The sequence below is a fragment of the Patescibacteria group bacterium genome (assembly GCA_028711655.1).
Classification (GTDB): domain Bacteria; phylum Patescibacteriota; class Patescibacteriia; order Patescibacteriales; family JAQTRU01; genus JAQTRU01.
On sequence record JAQTRU010000003.1, the window covers coordinates 26,693 to 47,993 of the forward strand.

The window sequence follows — 21,301 nt, forward strand, 5'->3', positions numbered from 1 at the left end:
AGATTATAAATTTTTTCAATTTTTGAGCGATTTTATGAGTTTAGAAAAAAAATTTGAAAAAGAATTGGCCGGAGGTTTAAGAAAAGAAACTGCCGATAGACTGCGGGAGATCAGAAAAAGGCCCGCTACGCTTAAAGATTTGCAAGAAGAAAAAAATATGCCTCCCGAGTATGAAGCGCCACATATAAGGGAAAGGATTGAAGAAATCAAAAGAAATATCTTTGGGAAAATTTTTAAAACCGAAAGTTTTCGCGAGAAAGAATTGCTTTTAATGGAAATATTAGAGTCGGCAAAAAAGCATGATATTAAAACGGCCAGAGAAGATTACCAAAGAAAGTTTAATAAAATTTTAAAAAACTGTCCCCTGACTCCGGAAGAAAGAGAAAAATATTTGTCCACCGAAGCGATGGAAAAAATGAATTTGGACGATTATCTTATTCTTTTAAAAAGATTGTCCGGGGAGGCCTTTTACCATGTAACGAGATACGGCGTACGGGAAAACACATTTTTTGAGCATGAAACAGGCAAAAGCGAATTTATGGATAGCTTTACCCCGCTTCTTGAAGATGGCCGTATAAAATCTTGCGCAGCGACTATAATATCAAACAGAGAATTCGCCCGTTCTGTTGTGGACGAAGAAACCGTGCGAGAAGAAAAAGAAAAAGGCAAATCTGCGGGCGAAGTAGTCGAAAAATTTATGGCAACCTATGACACGCCTTATTTTTTAGACAGGGAATCGACCCATTTCTCTTATGGCAGAGATCTCAACCGCATGTACGGCGGAGAAGACAATTATAAATTTTATTTTTACTATCCGGCGGAATATATTTTGCAAAATGATTTTTATCATTCCACAAGAGAAAGCCAGATAACTATCGGCCAAGGATATTACCGCAATAGAGGAGGAATAGAGCAGCGATATAACGACTTTGAAATATTTAATTTTGGCGAAGGCGTGCCAATCAATGCGGGAATCCTATGTATTACGGGGGATGCCCAAGTTGACCCGGAAACCGGTTCTCAATATGTGATTAAAAATGGAAAGCCAGTAATTGACGAAAAAGGTGAATTCAAAAAACCGGAGAAAACTATCTCAAGCAGACAATATTGGGAAAATTATTTTGAAACCCATCCCGATCTAAAACCGAGTAAAATCATATACGGCGGACTTTACACCGAATCTATCGACGCTAATCCCGATCTGGAAAATTGGGCGAGAAGCAAAGAAATTCATCAGCAGGATGAAGATAAAAAACAAGAATTTTTAGATTATCAGAAAAAAATAAGACAGGCGTTGCGTGAAATTTTAACAAATGTTGTTAAAGAAATGTACCGAGAGTTTGACTCTAATGCATAAATAACGCTTGCCAATTTTTATACTTCCTGTTAATTTTAGATTAATTCGTAATTGCCCGCCTACCGGCGAGGCAGGATAATTGTTAATTGATAATTGATTATAATATGCGCAGAAAATGGCAGAGAGCCAAACCAAAAGAAGATAAAAAGAAATTCTGGGCCAATCGACAAATCAGGGTGCCGGAAGTTTTTTTGATTGATGAAAACGGCGAAACCGTTGGCAATGTTTCCACGGCCAAAGCTTTGGCCATGGCCGAGGAAGCCGGTTTGGATTTAGTTGAAGTCAACCCGAAGCTAAGCCCGCCGGTGGCCAAAATTGTGGACTTGGGCCAGCTCAAATATGAGGTGGAAAAAAAAGAACACAAACAAAAAATTATGCAAAAAAAGATAGATACCAAGGGTATTAGGCTGTCAATAAGAATCAGCCAGCATGATTTTGACTTTCGCCTCGCCCAGGCCAAAAAATTTTTAGGCAAAGGCGATAAACTAAAAATTGATTTGGTGCTAAAAGGACGGGAAAAACAGCATCCGGAAAAAGCCCGAGAGGTTATAATGGATTTTGTGAAAAAACTGGAAGAAACAGAAGGGCTGAATGTATTTGCCGAACAGGGCTTGACAAAACAGGGCGGAAGGTTTAATATAATACTAGTCAATAAAAATAACTAAAAGCGTAAATCAGGCTAATTAAACCTGTTTTTTATTTTAGGTTAGAAGGGAAAGAAGGCGGAAAAGGGCGACGGGGTAGATCGGAAAATTTTATCATCTCCCCCAAGCGCCTTCCAGAGCCCCCTGTCCCTCTTAATTTATATGCCGAAAATTAAAACCCATAAAGCTACCGCTAAACGCTTTATAATAACGAAAAATAAGATAAAAAGGAGAAAGGCCGGGCAAGACCATTTTAATGCCCGGGAAAGGGGCAATACCAAGAGGAACAAACGCCGGGATATTGCCGCCGATTTAACTAATGTTAAAACCATTAAAAAACTGTTGCCATACAGATAAAACAGGGCTATAAACATCCAGACTTTATAAACTTTAAAACTTTACAACTTTTAACTAAGATATGCCGAGAGTAAAAAGAGGTGTCGGCCATGTAAAAAAGCGCCAAACCTTAAAGAAAAAAGTAAAAGGATACAAGTGGGGAAGAAAAAACTGGCTCCGCCTGGCCAAAACTGCCGCTACCAAAGCCGGAGTTCATTCTTATATTGGCCGGAAAAAAGAAAAAAGGGTCCGCCGAAGCCTGTGGCAAATAAAAATAAACTCCGCAACCAGGATTCAAGACCTGTCTTACTCAAAATTTATCAATAAACTGAAGGCTGGCAAAATAGAGTTGGACCGAAAAATTTTGGCTGACCTGGCGGAGAATAACCCGAAAATTTTGGGAAAAATCATAAAAGAGTTAAAATAAACCTATGGACAGGATGAAAATTATCCAAATTATTATCGCAGTGGCCCTGATGGCCGTGATCCTGCTGCAAAATCGGGGCGCGGGTCTTTCGGGAGTCTTCGGGGGAAGCGGCAACGTTTATCTGACAAAACGGGGTTTTGAAAAAAAATTATTTATCGCTACCATAATTATTTCCATAATATTCTTAGCGATCTCTCTTCTGGCTATAATCCTCTAGCTATCTCCATCTCCTAAACCTTTAAATAAGTGGACTCAGAAAAAAATAAAATTAACCATTATTTTCAAAAAGCTAAAACTCTTCTAGCTAATTTTCGTTTTTCCTTCAAAACTAAAAATGGCAATGGTTTTGTCTCTAAGCAAACCCAGCTTGATAAAAAACTTATTTACTCTCTGTCTAAATCAAAAATCCCCAACTTAAGGCAGATAAAATATTTAAAAAAATTTCTTAGCCGCCGAGAACGCCTCCTGATGAGGTTCTGTTTGGTTGTTATTATTATTAATTTTTTCATCCTTGGGCATAATTATTACAAAAGCCACGTCAAATTGGTGCCGGTTGCCGGCGGTGAGTATATAGAAGGTTTGGTGGGCGCGCCAAAACATATCAATCCCCTCTACGCCAGCGCCAATGACGTAGACAGCGACATTGGCCAGCTGGTTTTTTCTTCTCTTTTCAGACGCGATAAAAACGGAGAGTTGGTTAACGACCTGGCAACCGAATACGCTTTGAGCGAAGACGGCAGGACTTACTCTTTAACCATCAGGGATGATGGGAAATGGCACAATGGCGATAAAATCACGGTTGATGATATTATTTTCACTTTCAATGCCATCAGCGATTTGAGCTATAAATCTCCCCTGCGAGCGGGTTTTTCCGGAGTCAAGCTGGAAAAAATAGATGAAAAAACCATAAAGTTCGTTCTGGCCGAACCCTATGCCGCCTTTTTGGAGCTTTTAACTTTCGGCATTATTCCACAAAACCTCTGGTTGCCGATTTCTCCGGAAGCAGCAGCTTTGGCCGAACTCAACATTAAGCCAATCGGTTCCGGTCCCTACAAATTTAAATCTTTGACAAAAGATAAGTCAGGCAACATTAGAAATTATAATTTAACGGTAAATAATGATTATTACGGGCCCGAACCTCATGTAGAAAATTTAACTTTTAAATTTTTCCCTAGTTTTGAAGAAGCGATCGCGGCTTTAAATGAAAACAGCTTAAACGGCTTAAGCTACCTGCCGGCCCACCTGAAATCAAATATAATTTCCAAAGACTCCCTGGATTTTCATAAGCTAAACCAACCGCATATTACCGCCGTCTTTTTTAACCAAAAAAATAACCAAGCCCTGGCTGATAAAAAAATCCGGCAGGCCCTTAGCTTGGCCTTGGAAAAAAACGAAATTGTTTCCTCTGTTTTTGGAGAGGACGCCTATATAATAGACGGCCCGATTTTGCCGAATAATTTCGCTTACCACCAGGAAATGAAAAAATACAAATATAATTCGGAGGAAGCCAATAAACTTCTTGACGAAGCCGGCTGGGCAAGGGCTGATATAACCATGGAGGAAATAACGGCGGCCGAAATCAATGAAGAAGAAACCGATGAAAAAATGAGGAGGGAAGTAGAAACCAAGCTAAGCATGGGCGCCGGCAGCTGGCGCAAAAAGGACAACGCCTATCTGACCATAACTTTAACCACGGTAGAAAAAGAAGATAATGTTCAAATTGCCGAAAAAATAAAAAATTTCTGGGAAGAAGCTGGGATAAAAACTAGCCTGAACATAATCCCGATAAGCCAAATTCAGGCCGGGATTATAAAACCGAAAAATTTTGAAGCCCTTCTTTATGGCCAGGTTGTCGGCGATGACCCTGATGTTTATGCTTTTTGGAATTCTCTGCAAATAGGCGAGGGAGGACTGAATATAGCTAATTATACAAACAAGGAAGTGGATCAGCTGCTGGAAGACGCCCGTCTTACTTCGGATCGGGAGCAAAGAATTGAAAAATACAAAAAATTCCAGGAGATTATAGCGGAAGATATCCCGGCCATATTCTTATATTCGCCTTACTATACTTATGTCCAAAGCAAAAAAATAAAAGGGTTTGAAGTAAAAAATATCTCAATCCCCGGACATCGTTTCGCCAATATTTTCGACTGGTACATAAAAACCGGCAAACGCCTGATTTGGTAACTCGCTCAAATTAATGATGAATAACTAAAAATGAATAATTTTTTCAATCATTGTTTATTATTCATTTTTAATTTTAAATTTTTAAGGCCGAAGTGGTGCCTGCCTGCCGGTAGGCAGAGAACTGGTAGATTCGCCCCGCCCCTTTTTACAACAAAGCAATTTTTTATCCGGGGATGTGGCGGAATTGGTAGACGCGCTAGCTTCAGGAGCTAGTGGTAGCGATATCGTGGGAGTTCGACTCTCCCCATCCCCACCATCGCAAGTTTGCCGAGCGTATGAGAGCCTGTCTGCCTCTGGCACGAAGCCTTTAGCTAAAAGATTTAAAATTGACGGGCAGGAATTTTAGATCTCAATAAAATATAACCTCTCTTTATAATTAACAAATTAACTAACTAGAAATTTAGTAATTTAAAATTGTTTAAAAATTAAATTACAAAATTTCCGCCAGGGGCGGATTCGCCTTGGGCGGAAAAAATTAATTAATATTATGATCACAAAATACAAATCAAATCTCTCTTCCACGTCCCAACTGCGGGAAGCAAGGAGAAAAAAAACTCCGCCGTCTGGCGGCCTGGTTAAATTTAAGCCCGGGTTTGCCAAAGCCAGGCCAATGGGCTTAAAAGAAAAATTAAGAATCATAGTCTTGGGCGGCCTGGAAGAAGTCGGCCGGAATATGACCGTCCTGGAAAGCGGAAATGACATCATTATTATTGACATGGGTTTGCAGTTTCCGGAAGAAGATATGCCGGGAATAGATTATATTATCCCGAATATTTCCTATTTGGAAGGCAAAAAGGACAAAATCAGGGGAATTATTATTACCCATGGCCACTATGACCATATCGGCGCCATTCCCCATCTTATGGCAAAACTGGGTAACCCGCCGATTTATACCGGCGCCTTAACTGCCGGCCTGATAAACAAGCGCCAGGAAGAATTCCGCCAAGCGCCAAAACTTAACATCGTCCGAATTAATGAAAATTCGGAAATAAAATTGGGCAAAGAATTCGGGGCCAAATTTCTGCGCATAAACCATTCTATTCCCGACTGTTTTGCGGTCATTGTTGAGACCCGATTGGGAGCTATTATCCATACCGGAGACTTCAAGATTGATTATTCCCCGGTCAATGATAAGCCGGCGGACTTAAACAGAATCGCCCAAATAGGCGGACGCGGCGTCCTGCTCCTGCTGTCAGATTCGACTGACTCAACCCACCCCGGTTATCAGGTGTCAGAATCTTCAATCGGCGATGAAATGGGTAAAATTTTTGAAAAAATTGGCGGCCGGATTATTATCGGCACTTTTGCCTCACAATTAAGCCGGGTCCAAAAAATATTTGATCTGGCGGAAAAATATGACCGAAAAATCTATCTGCAAGGGCGGTCTATGAACAACAATGTAGAAATTGCCCACCAGATCGGCTACCTTAAATTCAACCCCAAAATCCTGATTAACGACAAAGATTTAAAAAATCTGCCTGACAATAAAATTTTGATTATCGGCACCGGCGCCCAAGGAGAGAGTAATGCTTTTCTCTCTCGGGTAGTAAACGGCGAGCACCGGATTATCAGTTTAAAGTCGGGGGATACGGTAATTTTTTCTTCTTCGGTTATTCCGGGGAATGAAAGAACCATTCAGAACCTGCGGGATATGATGGTAAGACAGGGAGCTAATGTCATTAATTACGAAATGATGGATATTCATGCCGGCGGCCATGCCAAACAGGAAGATTTAAAGCTGATGATGCGGCTCTTAAAGCCGAAATACCTCATGCCGATCGAGGGCAACCATTATATGTTAAAGGCCCATGCCCAACTGGCCGAACAAGTGGGTCTTGCCAAAAACAACATCCTGGTGGCTGATAACGGGCAGGTTGTGGAATTCAAAAAAGAAGGCGGGGAAATCCGGGGAACTTTAACCAAAGAAAAAGTGCCGACTGATTATGTTATGGTTGACGGCTTGGGCGTAGGCGATGTTTCCAATATTGTTCTGCGCGACCGGCGCATGATGGCTGCTGATGGCATGATTGTGGTCATCGCCACCATTGACTCGAAAACCGGCGATACGATCGGAAACCCGGACATAATCTCCCGCGGCTTCGTCTACATGAAAGAAAACCGCGAACTTATAGAAAAAACCCGAATGAAAGTAAAAAAACTGGTCAAAGACCATGATCGCCGCACCCCGGCCAATGATGAATACATAAAAAATAAAATCAGAAATGATATAAGCCAGTTTCTCTTTAGCCAGACCAAGCGCCGCCCCATGGTCCTGCCCGTAATAATAAAAGTTTAATTTACCCCGCACAAAAAAGCCTCTTCACCCCGTTAGATAACCAATAGCTATTATCTAACAGGGTGAACGAAATCGGAGGTGTAATAAATTGTCGCGGTCGGTGGCCTAATGCCGCCGACAGGCCCCGCGCTTATTGAAATCCGAGATACTCCCTCCGATAGATGCGGGGCAGGCGACACATTTTTTTGCGGGGCTCACTCTTTCTTTCCGGCAAAAAAGGCCGGGAGAATTCTTCTTCAAATAAAAAAGACGGGCGAATTTCCTGTCTTTTTTATTTAAAATCAATTCTGACTTAAGAAACAAATTTTTCTTCTACCTCCTCCCACATATCCAATAATTGGTCTTCTATAAACTCTAAATTATCATCATCGGTAAGTTTGCCTTTTTCCTCAAAATAATCAATCGTCTCTTCAATGAATTGCTTATAAGCCTCGCGGTCATAAGCGCCCTGCTCTTTCATTTTCTTCTTTACCAAATTTAAAATTTCTTGAATTGTCCCTTCCATATTATTTCTTTAAAAATAAACTTTTTCTAATTACATTATAATATAATCTCAAAAGGAGTCAATCCAATTGACTAAAATAGTCAAAAATGTTAATATAATTTTAGATGCTAAAAAAATTGCAAGCAATTAGCTAAGTTAAAAACTAAAACATATTCGCAGAAAAAACGGGATAAAAGCAAAAAAAATATCAGTGGATTTACTGATCTTCCTCATTAAATTCCTGATCTTTCTAAAGAGGTTGATAACCGCTTTTTTTATTATTGCCTTCAAACCAACCCGAGCTATCCTCCGTTTTGTCTTCTATCAGGTTTTAGTGAGAATCTACAGCTTTTATCTCTCTTTGGGGAAAAGATTGGGCTGGACAAAACGCGGCCAGAATTTTTTTGCGGTTTTTTTGCCAAAAAAACTTGCTCAAATTTTTACAACCGGGTTAGTTTTAACAATCATTTTTATCAACTTGGCCGGCCATACTAAAGCCGGAGCAATGACGGAAAAAGCCCGTAAAACCATTATGGCCTCCCTGGTGCAAAGCGAATTTGGGGACTTGGAGGCGGAGGAGTTAATTGAAGAATTTGCCGATGAAATTGGAGCGTCCGAAACTATTGGACAGTCTTATATTGACAGTTCCGCTGTTTTAAAAAGCGAACCGCAGGCTATGATGAAAGCGCCAGACGAAATCGAGCGGGAAGAAAACATTTCTTCCCTCACCCGGGAGGGCTCCGCTTTGATAAAGCCGGAAATGGCTTCCACGGCGAGGAGCAAAAAACCCCGTTCTGAAATTATTTATTATGCCGTCAAACCTGGCGATTCCGTCTCCACTATCGCGGAGGATTTTGATATCAGCGTAAATACGATTCTTTGGGAAAATAATTTAAGCGCTTATTCTTTGATCCGACCGGGCCAAAACCTGGCGATTCTTCCAACCACCGGCGTTACCCACAAAGTCGCCAGAGGAGAAAATCTGGGAGCCATTGCCAAAAAATACGGGATAGAAGAAACTAAAATTTTGGAGGCTAACAGCCTGGCCAGCCTTGATAAATTAGCTGCTGGCCAAAAATTGATTATTCCCGGCGGCCGCCAGATTACTTATGCTGTTTCCACGGCTTCAACTTACTCTGGTTTGTCCGCTATCAAAGATTTGATTGTTCCGCCGGCAGCGGCTCCGGCCGCCAACATGATGAACTGGCCTACGGTTGGCTCCCGAATCACCCAATATTATTCCTGGCGCCACTACGGCGTTGATATCGCCAACAAGCTTGGCACCCCGATTTATGCGGCTGATGCCGGAACGATTGAATTCGCCGGATGGAAAACCGGCTACGGCAATACGATTATTATTAATCACGGCGGCGGTAAAAAAACCTTGTATGGTCATTTGTCAAAATTCTATATTGAAAAAGGGCAAAAAGTTGATAAAGGAGAATCAGTCGCCGCCATGGGTTCAACCGGCTGGTCAACCGGATCGCATTTGCATTTTGAAGTCATAATAAACGACCGCAAATATAACCCGCTCAATTACATTAGATAATCCTGCCGCCCCAGTTCCCCCCCCTTAGATAAGAAGGGGCCAGGGGCGGTCTGATTAAATCAAAAATTCCAAATCCGAAGCGCCAAATTCCAAATAATGTCCAAATCTCAATAACTATAAGAGTGGTCTAGTTTTGAACATTTAGATTTTAGATTTTATTTGAAATTTGTAATTTGTAATTTGTAATTTATAATATTATGGGCCATTTTATTTTTGGCGCTGTTATTATTGCCGTTGGCGCCTCTCTCGTTATAAAATCCGAGGCCTTTCTTTCCGCTTTCGGCCGCATCGGATTTTTTGAAAAACACCTTGGTTTAGAAGGCGGTTCGCGCCTGGGATATAAAATCATCGGCATCTTGACAATCTTTATCGGGCTGCTTATTATGACTAACATGATTGGCGGTTTTATGATGTGGCTCCTGTCGCCCCTCTTGAAATACAGTCAACCGCGATAACAGTTAACTTCTGACAAAAAAACTCTTGTTAATTGTTAAATATCAAAAATTAGCTGTTAATATCCGGGCTGTTAGCTCAACTGGCTAGAGCACCTGTTTTGCATACAGGAGGTTAAGGGTTCAAGTCCCTTACAGTCCACTTCTATCTAATAAATTTTAATTATAATTTTATGAAAAAAAACGAAAGCAAACAAACTGCGGAAACAGTAAAAGACGAATTAAAACAAGCCTATGGCAAATTAACAGAAACTATCGGTCGGGCGCAAAAGAGGTACGGCAAACTAGACGACAAAACCAAAAAACAAATAACGACCGGCCTTCTCGGCGCCGTCGCTTTGATCGCCGGAGCTATCGGGGCAAAAAAAATAATAAAGAAAAAGAAATAATTATGATAAACTTGGCTATTATTATAATAATTGTAATATTCGTCATTCTTGCTGTTGGCGCCGTAATTATGGGCGCAAGAGAAGATAAAAAATAACAAATATGGACGGAACTATCAGAAACAATATTAAGCCGGGTTTGCGTGTTGCTATCGTGCAAAAGCAAGACCAACAAAGCGGAAAATTAACCGAAGGCATTGTGGCCGATATTTTAACCAATTCTCCCAACCACCCTCGCGGAATAAAGGCGCGCCTGGAAACCGGCGAAGTCGGAAGAGTGCAAATCATTTATTAAAAACCAAAAAATAATGCGGTAAACAAAAAACAGACAAAACGCTTTGTCTTTGGGATAAGGCGTTTTTTTAATTGATTTTCCCCGTTTTCTATGGTGTAATATTAGTATGGCAAAAGCTAATCCAAAATTATTAATTATAGACGGCAATGCGCTTATCCACCGCAGTTTTCACGCCTTGCCGCCAACTATGTCCACCAAAGCCGGAGAAATAGTTAATGCGGTTTATGGCTTTACCGCAGTTCTCCTGAAAGCGATTCGGGAATTTAAACCCCGGTATGTGGTCTTGACTTTGGATAGAAAAGCTCCAACTTTCAGGCACGAACAATTCAAAGAATACAAGGCCACGCGGATTAAGGCCCCGGACGATCTTTACGCCCAGATACCGCGGGTTAAAGAAATCGCCGAGAGTTTTTCCATTCCTATTTTTGAGAAAGACGGATTTGAAGCCGATGATTTAATCGGCACGATTGCTAAAAAAATTAACGGCGGGGTTGAAAAAATAATCGTCACCGGAGATATGGACACTTTACAGCTGGTTAATAGCCTCACCAAGGTCTATACCATGAGCCGCGGCCTGTCAGACAGCGTAATTTACGATGCCGAGGCGGTCAAAACGCGCTTTGGCTTGACGCCGGAACAGATGATTGACTTCAAGGCTTTGCGCGGCGACCCGAGCGACAATATCCCGGGAGTACGGGGCATAGGCGAAAAAGGCGCGATTGAACTTTTGGCTAATTTCAAAACCCTGGACGGCGTTTACGAAAATATTGAATCAAAAAAAATTAAAGATCGGACAAGAAGTTTATTAAAAGAGCAAAAAAAACAAGCCTACTTATCAAAAAATTTAGCCACGATAAAATGCGACGTTAACCTGAATTTTGACCTTGAAAAAACCCGCTTTGCCGGCTTTGACCAGGAAAGGGTCGTTAAACTTTTCAGTGAGTTGGAGTTTAAATCTTTACTTCCCAGATTGCACGCTTTGGCCGGCCAAAGCGAAGAAACCAAAGAGGTTAAGGAAGAAAAAATCTTGGATAAATTTGAACGAAACCGAAAAAAATTCAAATATATTTTAGTTAAAGAAGAAAAAGGCTTTGAAAAATTTTTTAGAGAGCTAAAAAAACAGAAATATTTCACTTTTGACACCGAAACTTCTTCTTTCGATCCCTTAACCGCCCGGCTCTTGGGCGTCAGTTTTTCTTGGAAAGAAGGCGAGTCCTGCTTCATCAGCACTAGAAGTTTACAAAATCAAGATAACAAAAAGACAAATTTATTTAACTATAACCCAACACCCAACACCTCTCTCCATCCTTGGCTAACCAAACTTGCCCCAGTTTTTGCCGATTATAAAATAAAAAAATATGGCCATAATATAAAATTTGATACCCGAGTCATTGAAGCCCAGGGAATAAAAACAGGGGGCATAGCTTTTGATACTATGGTTGCTTCTTATCTTCTTAACCCGGGAACGCGCCAACACAATCTGGACGCTTTAACTTTTTCCGAATTAGGTTTTGAAAAAATCAGCAAAGACGATCTTTTGGGACGCGGTCGGGAAAAAATTACTTTTTCGGAGGTGGGGGAAGAAAAGCTGGCCATTTATTCCTGCGAAGACGCGGATTTTACCAACCGCCTAGTCAACAAACTGCGGACGCAACTCAAAAAACAGAAGCTGGATGACCTTTTCAAAAAAATTGAAATGCCCCTGATAGACGTTTTGGCGGAAATGGAAAATAACGGAATCTTAATTGATAAAAACTTGCTTAATAAAATGAGCGAAAAAGTTTCGCAAAAACTGGAAGAATTGGAGAAAAAAATCTACAAACAAGCCGGCGCCAAGTTTAACGTTAATTCCACCCAACAGCTGCGCGAAATTCTTTTTTCCAAATTAGCTATTCCGATTGATAACATTAAAAAAAACAAAACCGGCTTGTCTACGGCCGCGGATGAACTTGACAAAATGAAGGACCTGCATCCGATTATCGCTTTAATCCAGGAATACCGTGAACTTACAAAATTAACCACAACCTACATAGATGCTTTACCGAACCTAATTAATAAAAAAACCGGGCGTCTGCACACGAGTTTTAACCAAACGATCACGGCTACCGGCCGTCTCTCTTCAACGGAACCAAATCTGCAAAATATCCCTGTGCGTACGGAATTGGGCAGGGAAATCCGGAAAGCGTTTATAGCGGACAAGGGGGGAAAAATTGTAAGTTTTGATTATTCCCAAATTGAATTGCGCCTGGCCGCCCACATGTCTGGGGACAAAAGAATGATTAAAGCCTTCAAGGACGGGGCGGATATCCATACGGCCACAGCCGCGGAAATTAACCGGGTTAACCCGGAAACGGTTACCAAAAATATGCGCCGCGAAGCCAAGGCTATAAATTTCGGCATTCTTTACGGCCAAGGCCCGCATGGACTTTCCCAGTCAGCCGGCATTCCCTATGGCCAAGCCAAAGATTTTATTGACCAATATTTTATTGCCCACAAAGAAATACAAAAATTTATAGACAAAACCATTGAAAACGCCAGAAAAAACGGGTATGTGGAAACTCTATTCGGCCGACGGCGTTATCTGCCGGAAATAAATTCTTCTGTCATCCCGGTCAAAAAAGGAGCGGAACGAATGGCTATTAACGCGCCCTTGCAGGGTACGGCCGCGGATTTGATAAAGGCTGCTATGATAAAAATCCATAACTTGATCGCTGGAAAAGAAAATGTTAAGATGCTTCTTCAGGTCCATGATGAGTTGATTTTTGAAATAGAGGAAAAAGAAATTAGAAAAATAGTTCCCCAAATCAAAGATATTATGGAAAATGTCTTGAAACTAAAAGTGCCGATTTTGGTAGAAGCCAGCGCCGGGGATAATTGGGGAGAGATGAATAAGTTGAAAGTTGAAAGTTTATAAAGTTAAAAATTTAGAAAAAACCTTTTATAGCTTGAGAATTGATTGTCCGCCAAAGCGCCAGTGGCGGCGGGAGGTCCCCGAAACCTCCTGCCTGCCAGCAGGCAGATTGTTTGCTGGCGCCTGTCCGCCCCTGGCGGATTTACAAAAGCAGGCCCTAGCGAAACATCCTTATGAATTTAAAAGAACTGCGAAATAAAAAAATTTGCGTCCTGGGCTATGGCATTGAAAACCAAGCCCTGGTTAAACTTCTAATTAAGAAAAAAATTCCTTGTCGCATTACTATCTGCGACGCCAACCAGGGGGTTCGACCCTCAATTGGGGTTCGAACCCCCAATATCTCCTGGCATCTCGGCAAAAATTACGATAAGAACCTTTCCCAATTTGACATAATTTCCCGCATTGCCGGCTATCCCCTGTCTTCTCCGGCCATTAAAAAAGCGAAAAAAGCCGGCGTGATAGTTTCCAGCCCGGTAAAATTATTTTTTGACTCTTGCCCGAGCAAGAATATTATTGCCGTAACCGGCACCAAGGGCAAAGGCACAACTGCCAGCCTGATAGAAGCCATCTTGAGGCGGGCGTCCGGACAAGTCTGGTTTGGGGGGAATATTGGCGTGCCAATGTTTTCTTTTCTGGAAAAAATCAAAAAAAACGACTGGATAATTCTGGAACTTTCCAGTTTTCAGCTGGAAGACTCGGAGGCAAGCCCCAAAATAGCGGTTATCACCAATTTTTACAAAGAACATTTAAAGCCAGTTGATCCGGCCAATCCTAATTTTCACAAAAATTTGCCTTCTTATTGGAATGCCAAAGCCAATATTTTTAAACACCAAAAAATGGGCAATAAACTGGTGGTCAATAAAAAATTGAAAACAAAAATAAAAAAATACCGGCTAAAAAGCAAAGTTGTCTATTTTGCCAAATCTAATTGGAAAAGCCGACTATTGGGCGAACACAACAAAGAAAATGTTGCCGCCGCCATAGCCGTGGCTAAAATTATCGGCTTAGACGAAAAATCCATAAAAAAGGCGGTGGCAAAATTCAAGGGTCTGCCGCACCGACTGGAATTTGTCAAAAAAATAGGGGGCGTCAGCTTCTATAATGACAGCTTTGCCACGACTCCGGAAAACACGCTCGCCGCCCTGAAGTCCTTTTCCCAACCCCTCATACTTCTTGCCGGCGGGGCGGATAAGGGTTCTGATTTTAAAAATTTGGCCAAAGTTATAAAAAAGAAGGTAAAATTTATAATCCTATTTTCCGGCCAGGCTACTCCCCGGCTGAAAAAAAATTTGCTAAAACTAGGATTTTCCCGAAAAAAAATAAAACCGGCCAAAAGCATGGCAGGAGCGATAAAAATCGCCCAAACCCAAGCGAAGAGAGGGGATACCATTCTTCTTTCCCCGGCCTGCGCCAGTTTCGGAATGTTCAAAAACTACAAAGAGCGTGGAGAATTATTTAAAAAAGAAGTAAATAAAATAACATAAAAATAAAATAACAAAATAATATAAAGATAAAAGTAAATCCATTTTTTATATTATTTTATTTTCAAATTATTTTATTATTTTGACTATGATCATATTTATTTACGGCGAAGACACTTTCAGGAGCCGAAAAAAACTAAAAGAACTAAAGGGCAAATTTATCCGCGAAATTGACCCGAGCCAAAGCAGTTTGGCGGTCCTTGACGGAAAAACCGCCAAAGCCAGAGAAATTATTGACTGCTTCGGCGCCCGTTCGCTTCTGGCCAAAAAACGAATGGCCATTATAGAAAATTTATTTCTGAATAAAAACGGAACTGCGCCGAAGGAAATTTCTGATTATCTCAAAAAAATAAAAGCGGAAAAAGACGACAATATTATCATCTTTTGGGAGGAGGCGGTAAAAACCAAAACCGCCAACAATAAAAAAAATACTTTCTTGCTTGATCCCTCCGGAAAAGAAAAGCCCTTGCCCAAAACTCTGGAGCCTCTTTTTGTTTTTTTGTCCAAGCAACCCTACGCTCAGGAATTCAAGCCTCTTTCCAATATGGAAACAGCCGCCTGGATAAAAAAAGAATTGGAGGCCCGCAACGCCGTAATAACGAACCAAGCGGCCCAAACTTTAATCAGCCTAACCGGCAATAATTTATGGCAGATAAACAATGAGATTGATAAACTTGTAAATTTTGAAGCGGGCCAAAAAATAAACTTGCTGGCCCGGGGCCAAGAAAAAAAGCCAAAAACAATCAGCGAACAATCCATAAAACAATTAGTCAGGGGGAAATTTGACGAAAATATTTTTGCTTTGACAGACGCCTTAAGCAATCGTAACCGAAAATTGGCCAGCCAGCTTCTCAACGAGCAATATGAGGCGGGTTTATCCAGCGGTTATCTTCTAAACATGATTACCAGGCAATTCAAAATTTTACTTCAAGTAAGGCAGGCTCTGGATTCAAGGCTTTCCAGCCGAAAAATTATTACAGCCCTCAAACTCCATCCGTTTGTCGCGCAAAAAAGCATAAACCAGGTGCGTAATTTCAATTTAATCAGCTTAAAAAGCGCCCTAAACAAATTAGTGGAAATAGAATATCTGGTAAAAACCGGCCAAGGCGAAACCCAGACCTTGCTTAATTTATTTATTCAAAAAATATAGGCAAAAAGAAATCCCCCTTGCGGGGGATTCCAAAACTACTTATAGTTTTTTAAAAAAAGAACAAAAAAAATCAACTGAAAAACAAAAAATTAGGGATAAAAGTTATTCCTAATTTTTTGTTATGGATAAAATCTATTTTATCTTTTGATTGAACAGCTTGTTTAATCTTGATTTCTTCCGATTGCAGGTATTTTTCTTTATTATACCTTTCTGCTCGGCTTTGTCAAGAGCTTTCATGGCTTGAAAGACAAAATCTTTAGCTTGACCGTCTTTAGCCTCTATCGCCTTACGGCTTTTTTTGATCAAACTTTTTAAATTTTCTTTAATTTTCTTGTTGAAAGATGATTTTTTCCCGCTTTTGCGCAATTCTTTTTTGGCTGATTTAATGTTTGGCATAAAAATATTAAAAAATAAAAAATTAATGTGGTAAGCCGGGAAATGAAATTTAAGCCCACAATCTCGTGTCTCCCGCCTGCCAAAGCCTGTCGGGGATGCCAGATTCGAACTGGCGGCCTCATGCTCCCAAAGCATGCGCGATAACCAACTACGCTAATCCCCGTAAATGGCGGGCATAGCGCCCCGTTTTAGTTTCTCACTTCATATGTCTCGCCATTGCCCAGTTCAATTCCCATCGTGTAGCCGCTATTCCCGAATTCAGGTTTGTAATAAAAGCTTTCTTCTTTAATAATCCCGCTGTTTATATAGACGCCTATAATTTCTTCTATCGCCCCTGGATATTGCCCCTGCTCCATGTTGTAAATTTCCAAGGCTTCAGCCAGCTTGTTGATTGAACCAATTTTTACTTTATCCCCGCTTTCAGCGCTTTCTTTTAAAATATCGGGTATTTCTTTTATGGCTTCTTTTATTTTTACAACATCGGACTTCACGTATTCTCCGAAGCCAATGGTTTCGTCCTGAATTTTTGCCTTATTATAACCATCGCACCAATAAAAACAAAGGATGGTGATAATGGCAACCGTAAAAATTATAATTCCGTTTTTAAAGCTAAAAAGCCTCATACTGGTGCCTGGGGTGAGAATTGAACTCACGACACAAGGATTTTCAGTCCTTTGCTCTACCACTGAGCTACCCAGGCGCACACAGTTTATAAAATTAAAAAGTTCATAAATTCAAAAATAGCGCATCAAGCCATCTTTATAAACTTTTTAACTTCTAACTTTATAAACTAAGTTTGTTGCGGGGGTTGGATTCGAACCAACGACCTCCAGGTTATGGGCCTGGCGAGCTGCCAGCTGCTCTACCCCGCGTCAATTAACCCCGGCTCTTGCTGTCGAACTGGCCGGTTATAAAAATTATGAAGTTATTTGTTATTTGCCAATTAGCGGGCATGCGCAGATCCTCATCCCGCCTGACCCGCCGCCTGAATAGTGGGCAATGGAGGAGTCGAACCTCCGACCTCATCGTTATCAGCGATGCGCTCTAACCAACTGAGCTAATTGCCCATGCTTTGGTAGGCAAGCTAGGGACGCGCTCTGGCCAATCGCCAACCCGCCATTAATTCAATGGTAGGCGCCTGGCGAGCAAAAATTATGCGCCCGCGACTTCTAATATCAATATAACATTTTCGCCAAAAAACAAGAAAAAGCTCTCTGCTAAAAGCTCTATAATAATATAACAGAAAAAAAACAAAAAGGCAAGGGCTAAAAACTATTCCCTGTTTGTCGTTTTGGCAACCTCCCTTAATAAAAAAGAACCTTTAAATTATCTTCTTTTTTTGATATAATGGATAATATAAATAATTATTTTAAGTCTATGATAAAAACAAAATCGGAAATCAGGAAATCCTATTTATTAAATAAGTACGTAATCATTACTCCCGGCCGGGCCGGCAGGCCGCGAGACATAAAAGAAAAAACCGTAATAAAAAAAATGGAATCCTGTCCTTTTTGCCCAAAAAATATCAATCAAGCCAATATTACCGACTGGCTGCCGACAAATAACAGCAGCGAAAATTGGCAAGTTTTAACGGTAAAAAACGCCTTTCCGGCCGTAGAATTAAAAAACAAAAAAGCCTATGGCGCCCAAGAAGTAATAATAGAAACTCCGATCCACGCAAAGGAATTGGCTGACTTAACCGAGGCCCAGATCGGAAAAGTCTTTGAGATGTATATACGGCGCACAAAAGCAATGGCAAAAAATAAAAAAATCAAATATATTTTATGCTTTAAAAATCAAGGTTCAAAAGCGGGAGCTTCAATCGTCCATGCCCACTCGCAAATTTTTTCTACAGCCATAATTCCGCCGGAATTAACCGAAGAAGAAAAAGCCGTAAAAAATTACCAAACCAAGACCGGACGTTGCGCCTATTGCGATATTATTAAAAAGGAAATGAGGGGAAAAAGAAAAATTTTTGCCGATAAACATATCGCCGCTTTCGCTCCTTATGCCAGCGAATACCACTATGAAGCCTGGATTTTCCCCAAAAGGCACCTGGACAACATTGCTTTGCTGAACCCCGATGAATTAAAATCCTTTGCCAAAATCCTTAAAAAAATCTTAACTAAAATGCAGAGACTTGGATTATCTTTCAATTATTTTCTTCATAATGTCACCCCTGATAAAAATCAGCATCTTTATTTGAAAATACAGCCACGAGATAGTGTCTGGGCCGGTGTGGAACTTGGCTCCGGAATTGTCATAAACTCCGTTTCTCCGGAAACTGCCGCTAAATATCTAAGGAGTTAAAAGTTTATAAAGTTATAAAGTAAACAACATAAAAACAATAACTTTATGAACTTTAAACTTTTTAATTTTTTACCTCGCGCAAAAAAATCTCTGACAAAATCGGAGATGTAATAAATTGTCGCGGCCCCGCGCTTATTGAAATTCGAGACACTTTCTCCAATAGACGCAGAACGGGCAACACATTTTTTTGCGGGGTTTACTAAGCTATGCCCATTCCTCATCTCTCCCGCCCAAATAAAAATAGGCCGTCATGGCGCAACCAGAAAAAAAGGTATTATATCTCCCCCAAAAGGGGGAGCGGTTTTAAAATCGGTTCAATCAACAAAAAGCCAGAGTTCAACTTTAAGGGCAAAAGCTTTGGGGAAATTTTTTGGGCTTTCTTTTTGAATAAACGGGTTTTAAAATTTTTTGTTGTTTCTTTCCTGGCCATCGCGGTTTTTGGATTGATTTTTGTCGCCTGGATTTCGCGGGGTCTGCCTGATCCAAATAAACTAATGGAAAGGCAGGTGGCGCAAAGCACAAAAATTTATGACCGCACCGGCGAAACTATCCTTTACGAAATCCATGGCGACGAAAAAAGGACCATGGTAAATCTGGAAGAAATTCCCGACTATGTAAAATGGGCCACCATCGCCATTGAAGATAAAAACTTTTATAAACACGGGGGCATCAGCATCTGGGGGATTTTCCGCGGCGTGATTTGGCAGACTTTGCGGGGAAAACGGGCCCAAGGGGGATCAACCTTGACCCAACAATTCGTTAAAAATGCCATTCTCACCTCGGAAAGGACGGTTACGCGAAAAATAAGAGAGTGGATTCTCTCTTATGGAATTGAAAAAAAATTCACCAAGGACGAAATTCTGCAAATGTATTTTAATGAAATTCCCTACGGTTCAACCGCCTACGGCGTGGAAGCGGCTAGCCAGCGCTATTTTGGCAAAAGCGTAAGGGATATCAATTTAGCTGAAGCGGCGATTTTAGCCGCCCTTCCCCAAGCTCCCAGCCGCTATTCTCCCTATGGCTCCAATTTAAACCTCTTAATAAACCGCCAGCACTATATCCTGGATTTAATGAAGGAACAGGGTTATATTCCCGAAGCTAAGGCCGAGGCCGCCAAACGATTCTCTTTGGAATTTAAAAAACAAACAGAAAACATAATAGCCCCCCACTTCGTTATGTATATCAAGGAGATGCTTTCTGAAAAATATGGAGAAAAAATGATTGAACAGGAAGGCTTAAAAATCTATACCACCCTTGATTTGTACAAACAAAAAATAGCCGAAGAGGTTGTAACCGCCCAGGCGGAAAAAAATGAAAAAAATTACAATGCCGCCAACGCCGCTTTGGTTTCTTTGGACCCCAAGACGGGCCAGGTTCTGGCCATGGTCGGTTCCCGCGATTTTTTCAACGATGAAATTCACGGCCAAGTTAATGTCGCCACCAGCCTGCGCCAACCCGGCTCCTCGCTAAAACCCCTGGTTTACGCCGCCGCCTTCTTAAGGGGCTATACGCCAGACACAATTCTTTACGATGTCGTAACTAATTTTTCAATTGATCCGTCCAATCCTTATGAACCCCGCAACTATGACAGCCGGGAACACGGGCCGGTAACAATAAGGAAAGCTTTAGCCGGATCCCTTAATATTCCGGCGGTAAAAACTATTTATTTGGCCGGCATAGATAATGTTTTGAGTTTAGCTGCCGATTTTGGCTATACTTCTTTGTCGGACCGCGATCGCTTCGGCCTTTCTCTGGTTTTGGGGGGAGGGGAAGTAAAACTACTTGAACATGTAAACGCTTATGGTGTTTTTGCCCGAGAAGGCCTATTTAACCCGATTGCGGCTATCCTAAGAATAGAGGATAAAAACGGAAACGTGATTGAAGAATTGGGAGAACCAAAAGAAAAAAGAGTTTTGGACCCGAAAATCGCCAGGATGATCAATAATATTTTATCTGACAATGGAGCCCGGTCATATATTTTCGGCGAGAATAGCTGGCTTACTCTTGGTTCGCGTCCAGTAGGGGCCAAAACCGGCACCACCAATGATTATCATGATGCCTGGACGGTCGGCTACACCCCCTCGATTGTAACTGGCGTCTGGGTGGGCAATAGCGACAATGCGGCCATGAAAAGGGGCGCGGACGGAAGCGTGGTGGCCGCGCCCATCTGGCATAATTTCATGAAAAAGGTTTTGGGGGATACGCCCGTAGAAGAATTCAGGGGCCCGGAAATAGTAAAAACCGGAAAACCGGTTTTGGACGGAGAAATAGAAATTGGGGAAAAAATAAAAATTGATCTGGCTTCCGGACTGCTGGCCACCGTCTACACGCCGGAAAGCTTCCTTGAAGAAAAAATTTATAAACAAGACCACTGCCTTCTTTATTATGTTGACAAAGACGATCCCCGCGGCCCGGAGCCAAAAAATCCCGGCAAGGACCCGCAATTTGAGCTTTGGGAAAGCCGAGTTTTGGCTTGGGCTAAGGCCACCTCAACGATAACCGCTTCTCCGCCTACCGAATATGACAATCTTCATAAACCGGAAAACCGACCAATATTTCAAATTATTACTCCCAGCAGCAACCAAACCATTACTGAACCATTACTTACGGCCAGGATAAACGCCTCGGCTCCGCGCGGAA

General features: G+C 41.3%; 19 protein-coding genes and 6 tRNA genes. 18 read left to right on the top strand and 7 right to left on the bottom strand.

What is annotated here, in order from left to right; translation table 11 throughout:
* Positions 1-34: 34 nt before the first annotated feature.
* From PHQ42_00685 to PHQ42_00720, 8 genes are all read left to right on the top strand, one after another.
* The gene (locus tag PHQ42_00685; protein ID MDD5071241.1) at positions 35-1,357 is read left to right on the top strand and encodes a hypothetical protein; all 1,323 of its coding nucleotides are present in this window, start codon (positions 35-37) and stop codon (positions 1,355-1,357) included.
* Between the two features lie 104 nt (positions 1,358-1,461).
* Positions 1,462-2,022: a translation initiation factor IF-3 gene (gene infC, locus PHQ42_00690; GenBank protein MDD5071242.1), complete on the top strand. Its 561-nt coding sequence runs from the start codon at positions 1,462-1,464 to the stop codon at positions 2,020-2,022.
* 141 nt (positions 2,023-2,163) lie between these two features.
* On the top strand, positions 2,164-2,358 hold the full coding sequence (gene rpmI, locus PHQ42_00695) for a 50S ribosomal protein L35 (GenBank protein MDD5071243.1): 195 nt from the start codon (positions 2,164-2,166) through the stop codon (positions 2,356-2,358).
* 61 nt (positions 2,359-2,419) lie between these two features.
* Positions 2,420-2,764: a 50S ribosomal protein L20 gene (gene rplT, locus PHQ42_00700; protein MDD5071244.1), complete on the top strand. Its 345-nt coding sequence runs from the start codon at positions 2,420-2,422 to the stop codon at positions 2,762-2,764.
* Positions 2,765-2,768: 4 nt separating this feature from the next.
* Complete coding sequence (gene secG / locus PHQ42_00705) at positions 2,769-2,981, top strand: preprotein translocase subunit SecG (protein MDD5071245.1); 213 nt, start codon at positions 2,769-2,771, stop codon at positions 2,979-2,981.
* 29 nt (positions 2,982-3,010) lie between these two features.
* On the top strand, positions 3,011-4,951 hold the full coding sequence (locus tag PHQ42_00710) for an ABC transporter substrate-binding protein (GenBank protein MDD5071246.1): 1,941 nt from the start codon (positions 3,011-3,013) through the stop codon (positions 4,949-4,951).
* A 169-nt stretch (positions 4,952-5,120) separates the two neighbouring features.
* Positions 5,121-5,207: transfer RNA gene (locus tag PHQ42_00715), tRNA-Leu, on the top strand.
* Positions 5,208-5,438: 231 nt separating this feature from the next.
* Entirely contained in the window at positions 5,439-7,247 is a 1,809-nt protein-coding gene (locus tag PHQ42_00720) for a ribonuclease J (GenBank protein MDD5071247.1), read from the top strand.
* Between the two features lie 292 nt (positions 7,248-7,539).
* Here the strand turns inward: PHQ42_00720 and PHQ42_00725 are convergent, their stop codons facing one another.
* Positions 7,540-7,752, bottom strand: a complete 213-nt coding sequence (locus PHQ42_00725; GenBank protein MDD5071248.1) for a hypothetical protein — start codon at positions 7,750-7,752, stop codon at positions 7,540-7,542.
* Positions 7,753-7,942: 190 nt separating this feature from the next.
* On the opposite strand from PHQ42_00725, the gene PHQ42_00730 reads away from it, so the two are divergent.
* From PHQ42_00730 to holA, 8 genes are all read left to right on the top strand, one after another.
* Entirely contained in the window at positions 7,943-9,280 is a 1,338-nt protein-coding gene (locus tag PHQ42_00730; GenBank protein MDD5071249.1) for a peptidoglycan DD-metalloendopeptidase family protein, read from the top strand.
* Between the two features lie 197 nt (positions 9,281-9,477).
* The gene (locus tag PHQ42_00735) at positions 9,478-9,735 is read left to right on the top strand and encodes a hypothetical protein (protein MDD5071250.1); all 258 of its coding nucleotides are present in this window, start codon (positions 9,478-9,480) and stop codon (positions 9,733-9,735) included.
* 65 nt (positions 9,736-9,800) lie between these two features.
* Positions 9,801-9,874 (top strand) — tRNA-Ala (locus PHQ42_00740).
* A 31-nt stretch (positions 9,875-9,905) separates the two neighbouring features.
* A complete protein-coding gene (locus PHQ42_00745) occupies positions 9,906-10,121 on the top strand; it encodes a hypothetical protein (protein ID MDD5071251.1) in 216 nt (71 codons plus the stop codon).
* 100 nt (positions 10,122-10,221) lie between these two features.
* Positions 10,222-10,413, top strand: coding sequence for a YwbE family protein (locus PHQ42_00750; protein MDD5071252.1), 192 nt, complete (start codon positions 10,222-10,224; stop codon positions 10,411-10,413).
* 106 nt (positions 10,414-10,519) lie between these two features.
* Entirely contained in the window at positions 10,520-13,327 is a 2,808-nt protein-coding gene (polA, locus tag PHQ42_00755) for a DNA polymerase I (protein ID MDD5071253.1), read from the top strand.
* A 170-nt stretch (positions 13,328-13,497) separates the two neighbouring features.
* Positions 13,498-14,808: a UDP-N-acetylmuramoyl-L-alanine--D-glutamate ligase gene (gene murD, locus PHQ42_00760; protein MDD5071254.1), complete on the top strand. Its 1,311-nt coding sequence runs from the start codon at positions 13,498-13,500 to the stop codon at positions 14,806-14,808.
* Positions 14,809-14,893: 85 nt separating this feature from the next.
* Positions 14,894-15,955, top strand: coding sequence for a DNA polymerase III subunit delta (gene holA, locus PHQ42_00765; protein ID MDD5071255.1), 1,062 nt, complete (start codon positions 14,894-14,896; stop codon positions 15,953-15,955).
* A gap of 132 nt (positions 15,956-16,087) precedes the next feature.
* Here the strand turns inward: holA and rpsT are convergent, their stop codons facing one another.
* The 6 genes from rpsT to PHQ42_00795 form a co-directional block, all read right to left on the bottom strand.
* Entirely contained in the window at positions 16,088-16,351 is a 264-nt protein-coding gene (gene rpsT / locus PHQ42_00770) for a 30S ribosomal protein S20 (protein MDD5071256.1), read from the bottom strand.
* Between the two features lie 89 nt (positions 16,352-16,440).
* Positions 16,441-16,514: transfer RNA gene (locus PHQ42_00775), tRNA-Pro, on the bottom strand.
* A 25-nt stretch (positions 16,515-16,539) separates the two neighbouring features.
* Positions 16,540-16,974, bottom strand: a complete 435-nt coding sequence (locus PHQ42_00780; GenBank protein ID MDD5071257.1) for a hypothetical protein — start codon at positions 16,972-16,974, stop codon at positions 16,540-16,542.
* A 2-nt stretch (positions 16,975-16,976) separates the two neighbouring features.
* A tRNA-Phe gene (locus PHQ42_00785) sits at positions 16,977-17,051 on the bottom strand.
* A gap of 99 nt (positions 17,052-17,150) precedes the next feature.
* Positions 17,151-17,223 (bottom strand) — tRNA-Met (locus tag PHQ42_00790).
* 121 nt (positions 17,224-17,344) lie between these two features.
* Positions 17,345-17,418: transfer RNA gene (locus tag PHQ42_00795), tRNA-Ile, on the bottom strand.
* A gap of 310 nt (positions 17,419-17,728) precedes the next feature.
* Here PHQ42_00795 and PHQ42_00800 point away from each other — a divergent pair.
* Together PHQ42_00800 and PHQ42_00805 are read left to right on the top strand one after the other, a co-directional pair.
* Positions 17,729-18,661 (top strand): DUF4931 domain-containing protein, encoded by a 933-nt coding sequence (locus PHQ42_00800; GenBank protein ID MDD5071258.1) that lies wholly within the window; start codon positions 17,729-17,731, stop codon positions 18,659-18,661.
* A 206-nt stretch (positions 18,662-18,867) separates the two neighbouring features.
* On the top strand, positions 18,868-21,301 hold a 2,434-nt coding region (locus PHQ42_00805; GenBank protein ID MDD5071259.1), incomplete at its 3' end, for a transglycosylase domain-containing protein.

Coding starts and splice junctions, on each gene's coding strand:
- PHQ42_00685 (MDD5071241.1), top strand. CDS start 35: ATGAGTTTAGAAAAAAAATTTGAAAAAGAATTGGCCGGAGGTTTAAGA.
- infC (MDD5071242.1), top strand. CDS start 1,462: ATGCGCAGAAAATGGCAGAGAGCCAAACCAAAAGAAGATAAAAAGAAA.
- rpmI (MDD5071243.1), top strand. CDS start 2,164: ATGCCGAAAATTAAAACCCATAAAGCTACCGCTAAACGCTTTATAATA.
- rplT (MDD5071244.1), top strand. CDS start 2,420: ATGCCGAGAGTAAAAAGAGGTGTCGGCCATGTAAAAAAGCGCCAAACC.
- secG (MDD5071245.1), top strand. CDS start 2,769: ATGGACAGGATGAAAATTATCCAAATTATTATCGCAGTGGCCCTGATG.
- PHQ42_00720 (MDD5071247.1), top strand. CDS start 5,439: ATGATCACAAAATACAAATCAAATCTCTCTTCCACGTCCCAACTGCGG.
- PHQ42_00725 (MDD5071248.1), bottom strand. CDS start 7,752: ATGGAAGGGACAATTCAAGAAATTTTAAATTTGGTAAAGAAGAAAATG.
- PHQ42_00735 (MDD5071250.1), top strand. CDS start 9,478: ATGGGCCATTTTATTTTTGGCGCTGTTATTATTGCCGTTGGCGCCTCT.
- PHQ42_00745 (MDD5071251.1), top strand. CDS start 9,906: ATGAAAAAAAACGAAAGCAAACAAACTGCGGAAACAGTAAAAGACGAA.
- PHQ42_00750 (MDD5071252.1), top strand. CDS start 10,222: ATGGACGGAACTATCAGAAACAATATTAAGCCGGGTTTGCGTGTTGCT.
- polA (MDD5071253.1), top strand. CDS start 10,520: ATGGCAAAAGCTAATCCAAAATTATTAATTATAGACGGCAATGCGCTT.
- murD (MDD5071254.1), top strand. CDS start 13,498: ATGAATTTAAAAGAACTGCGAAATAAAAAAATTTGCGTCCTGGGCTAT.
- holA (MDD5071255.1), top strand. CDS start 14,894: ATGATCATATTTATTTACGGCGAAGACACTTTCAGGAGCCGAAAAAAA.
- rpsT (MDD5071256.1), bottom strand. CDS start 16,351: ATGCCAAACATTAAATCAGCCAAAAAAGAATTGCGCAAAAGCGGGAAA.
- PHQ42_00780 (MDD5071257.1), bottom strand. CDS start 16,974: ATGAGGCTTTTTAGCTTTAAAAACGGAATTATAATTTTTACGGTTGCC.
- PHQ42_00800 (MDD5071258.1), top strand. CDS start 17,729: ATGATAAAAACAAAATCGGAAATCAGGAAATCCTATTTATTAAATAAG.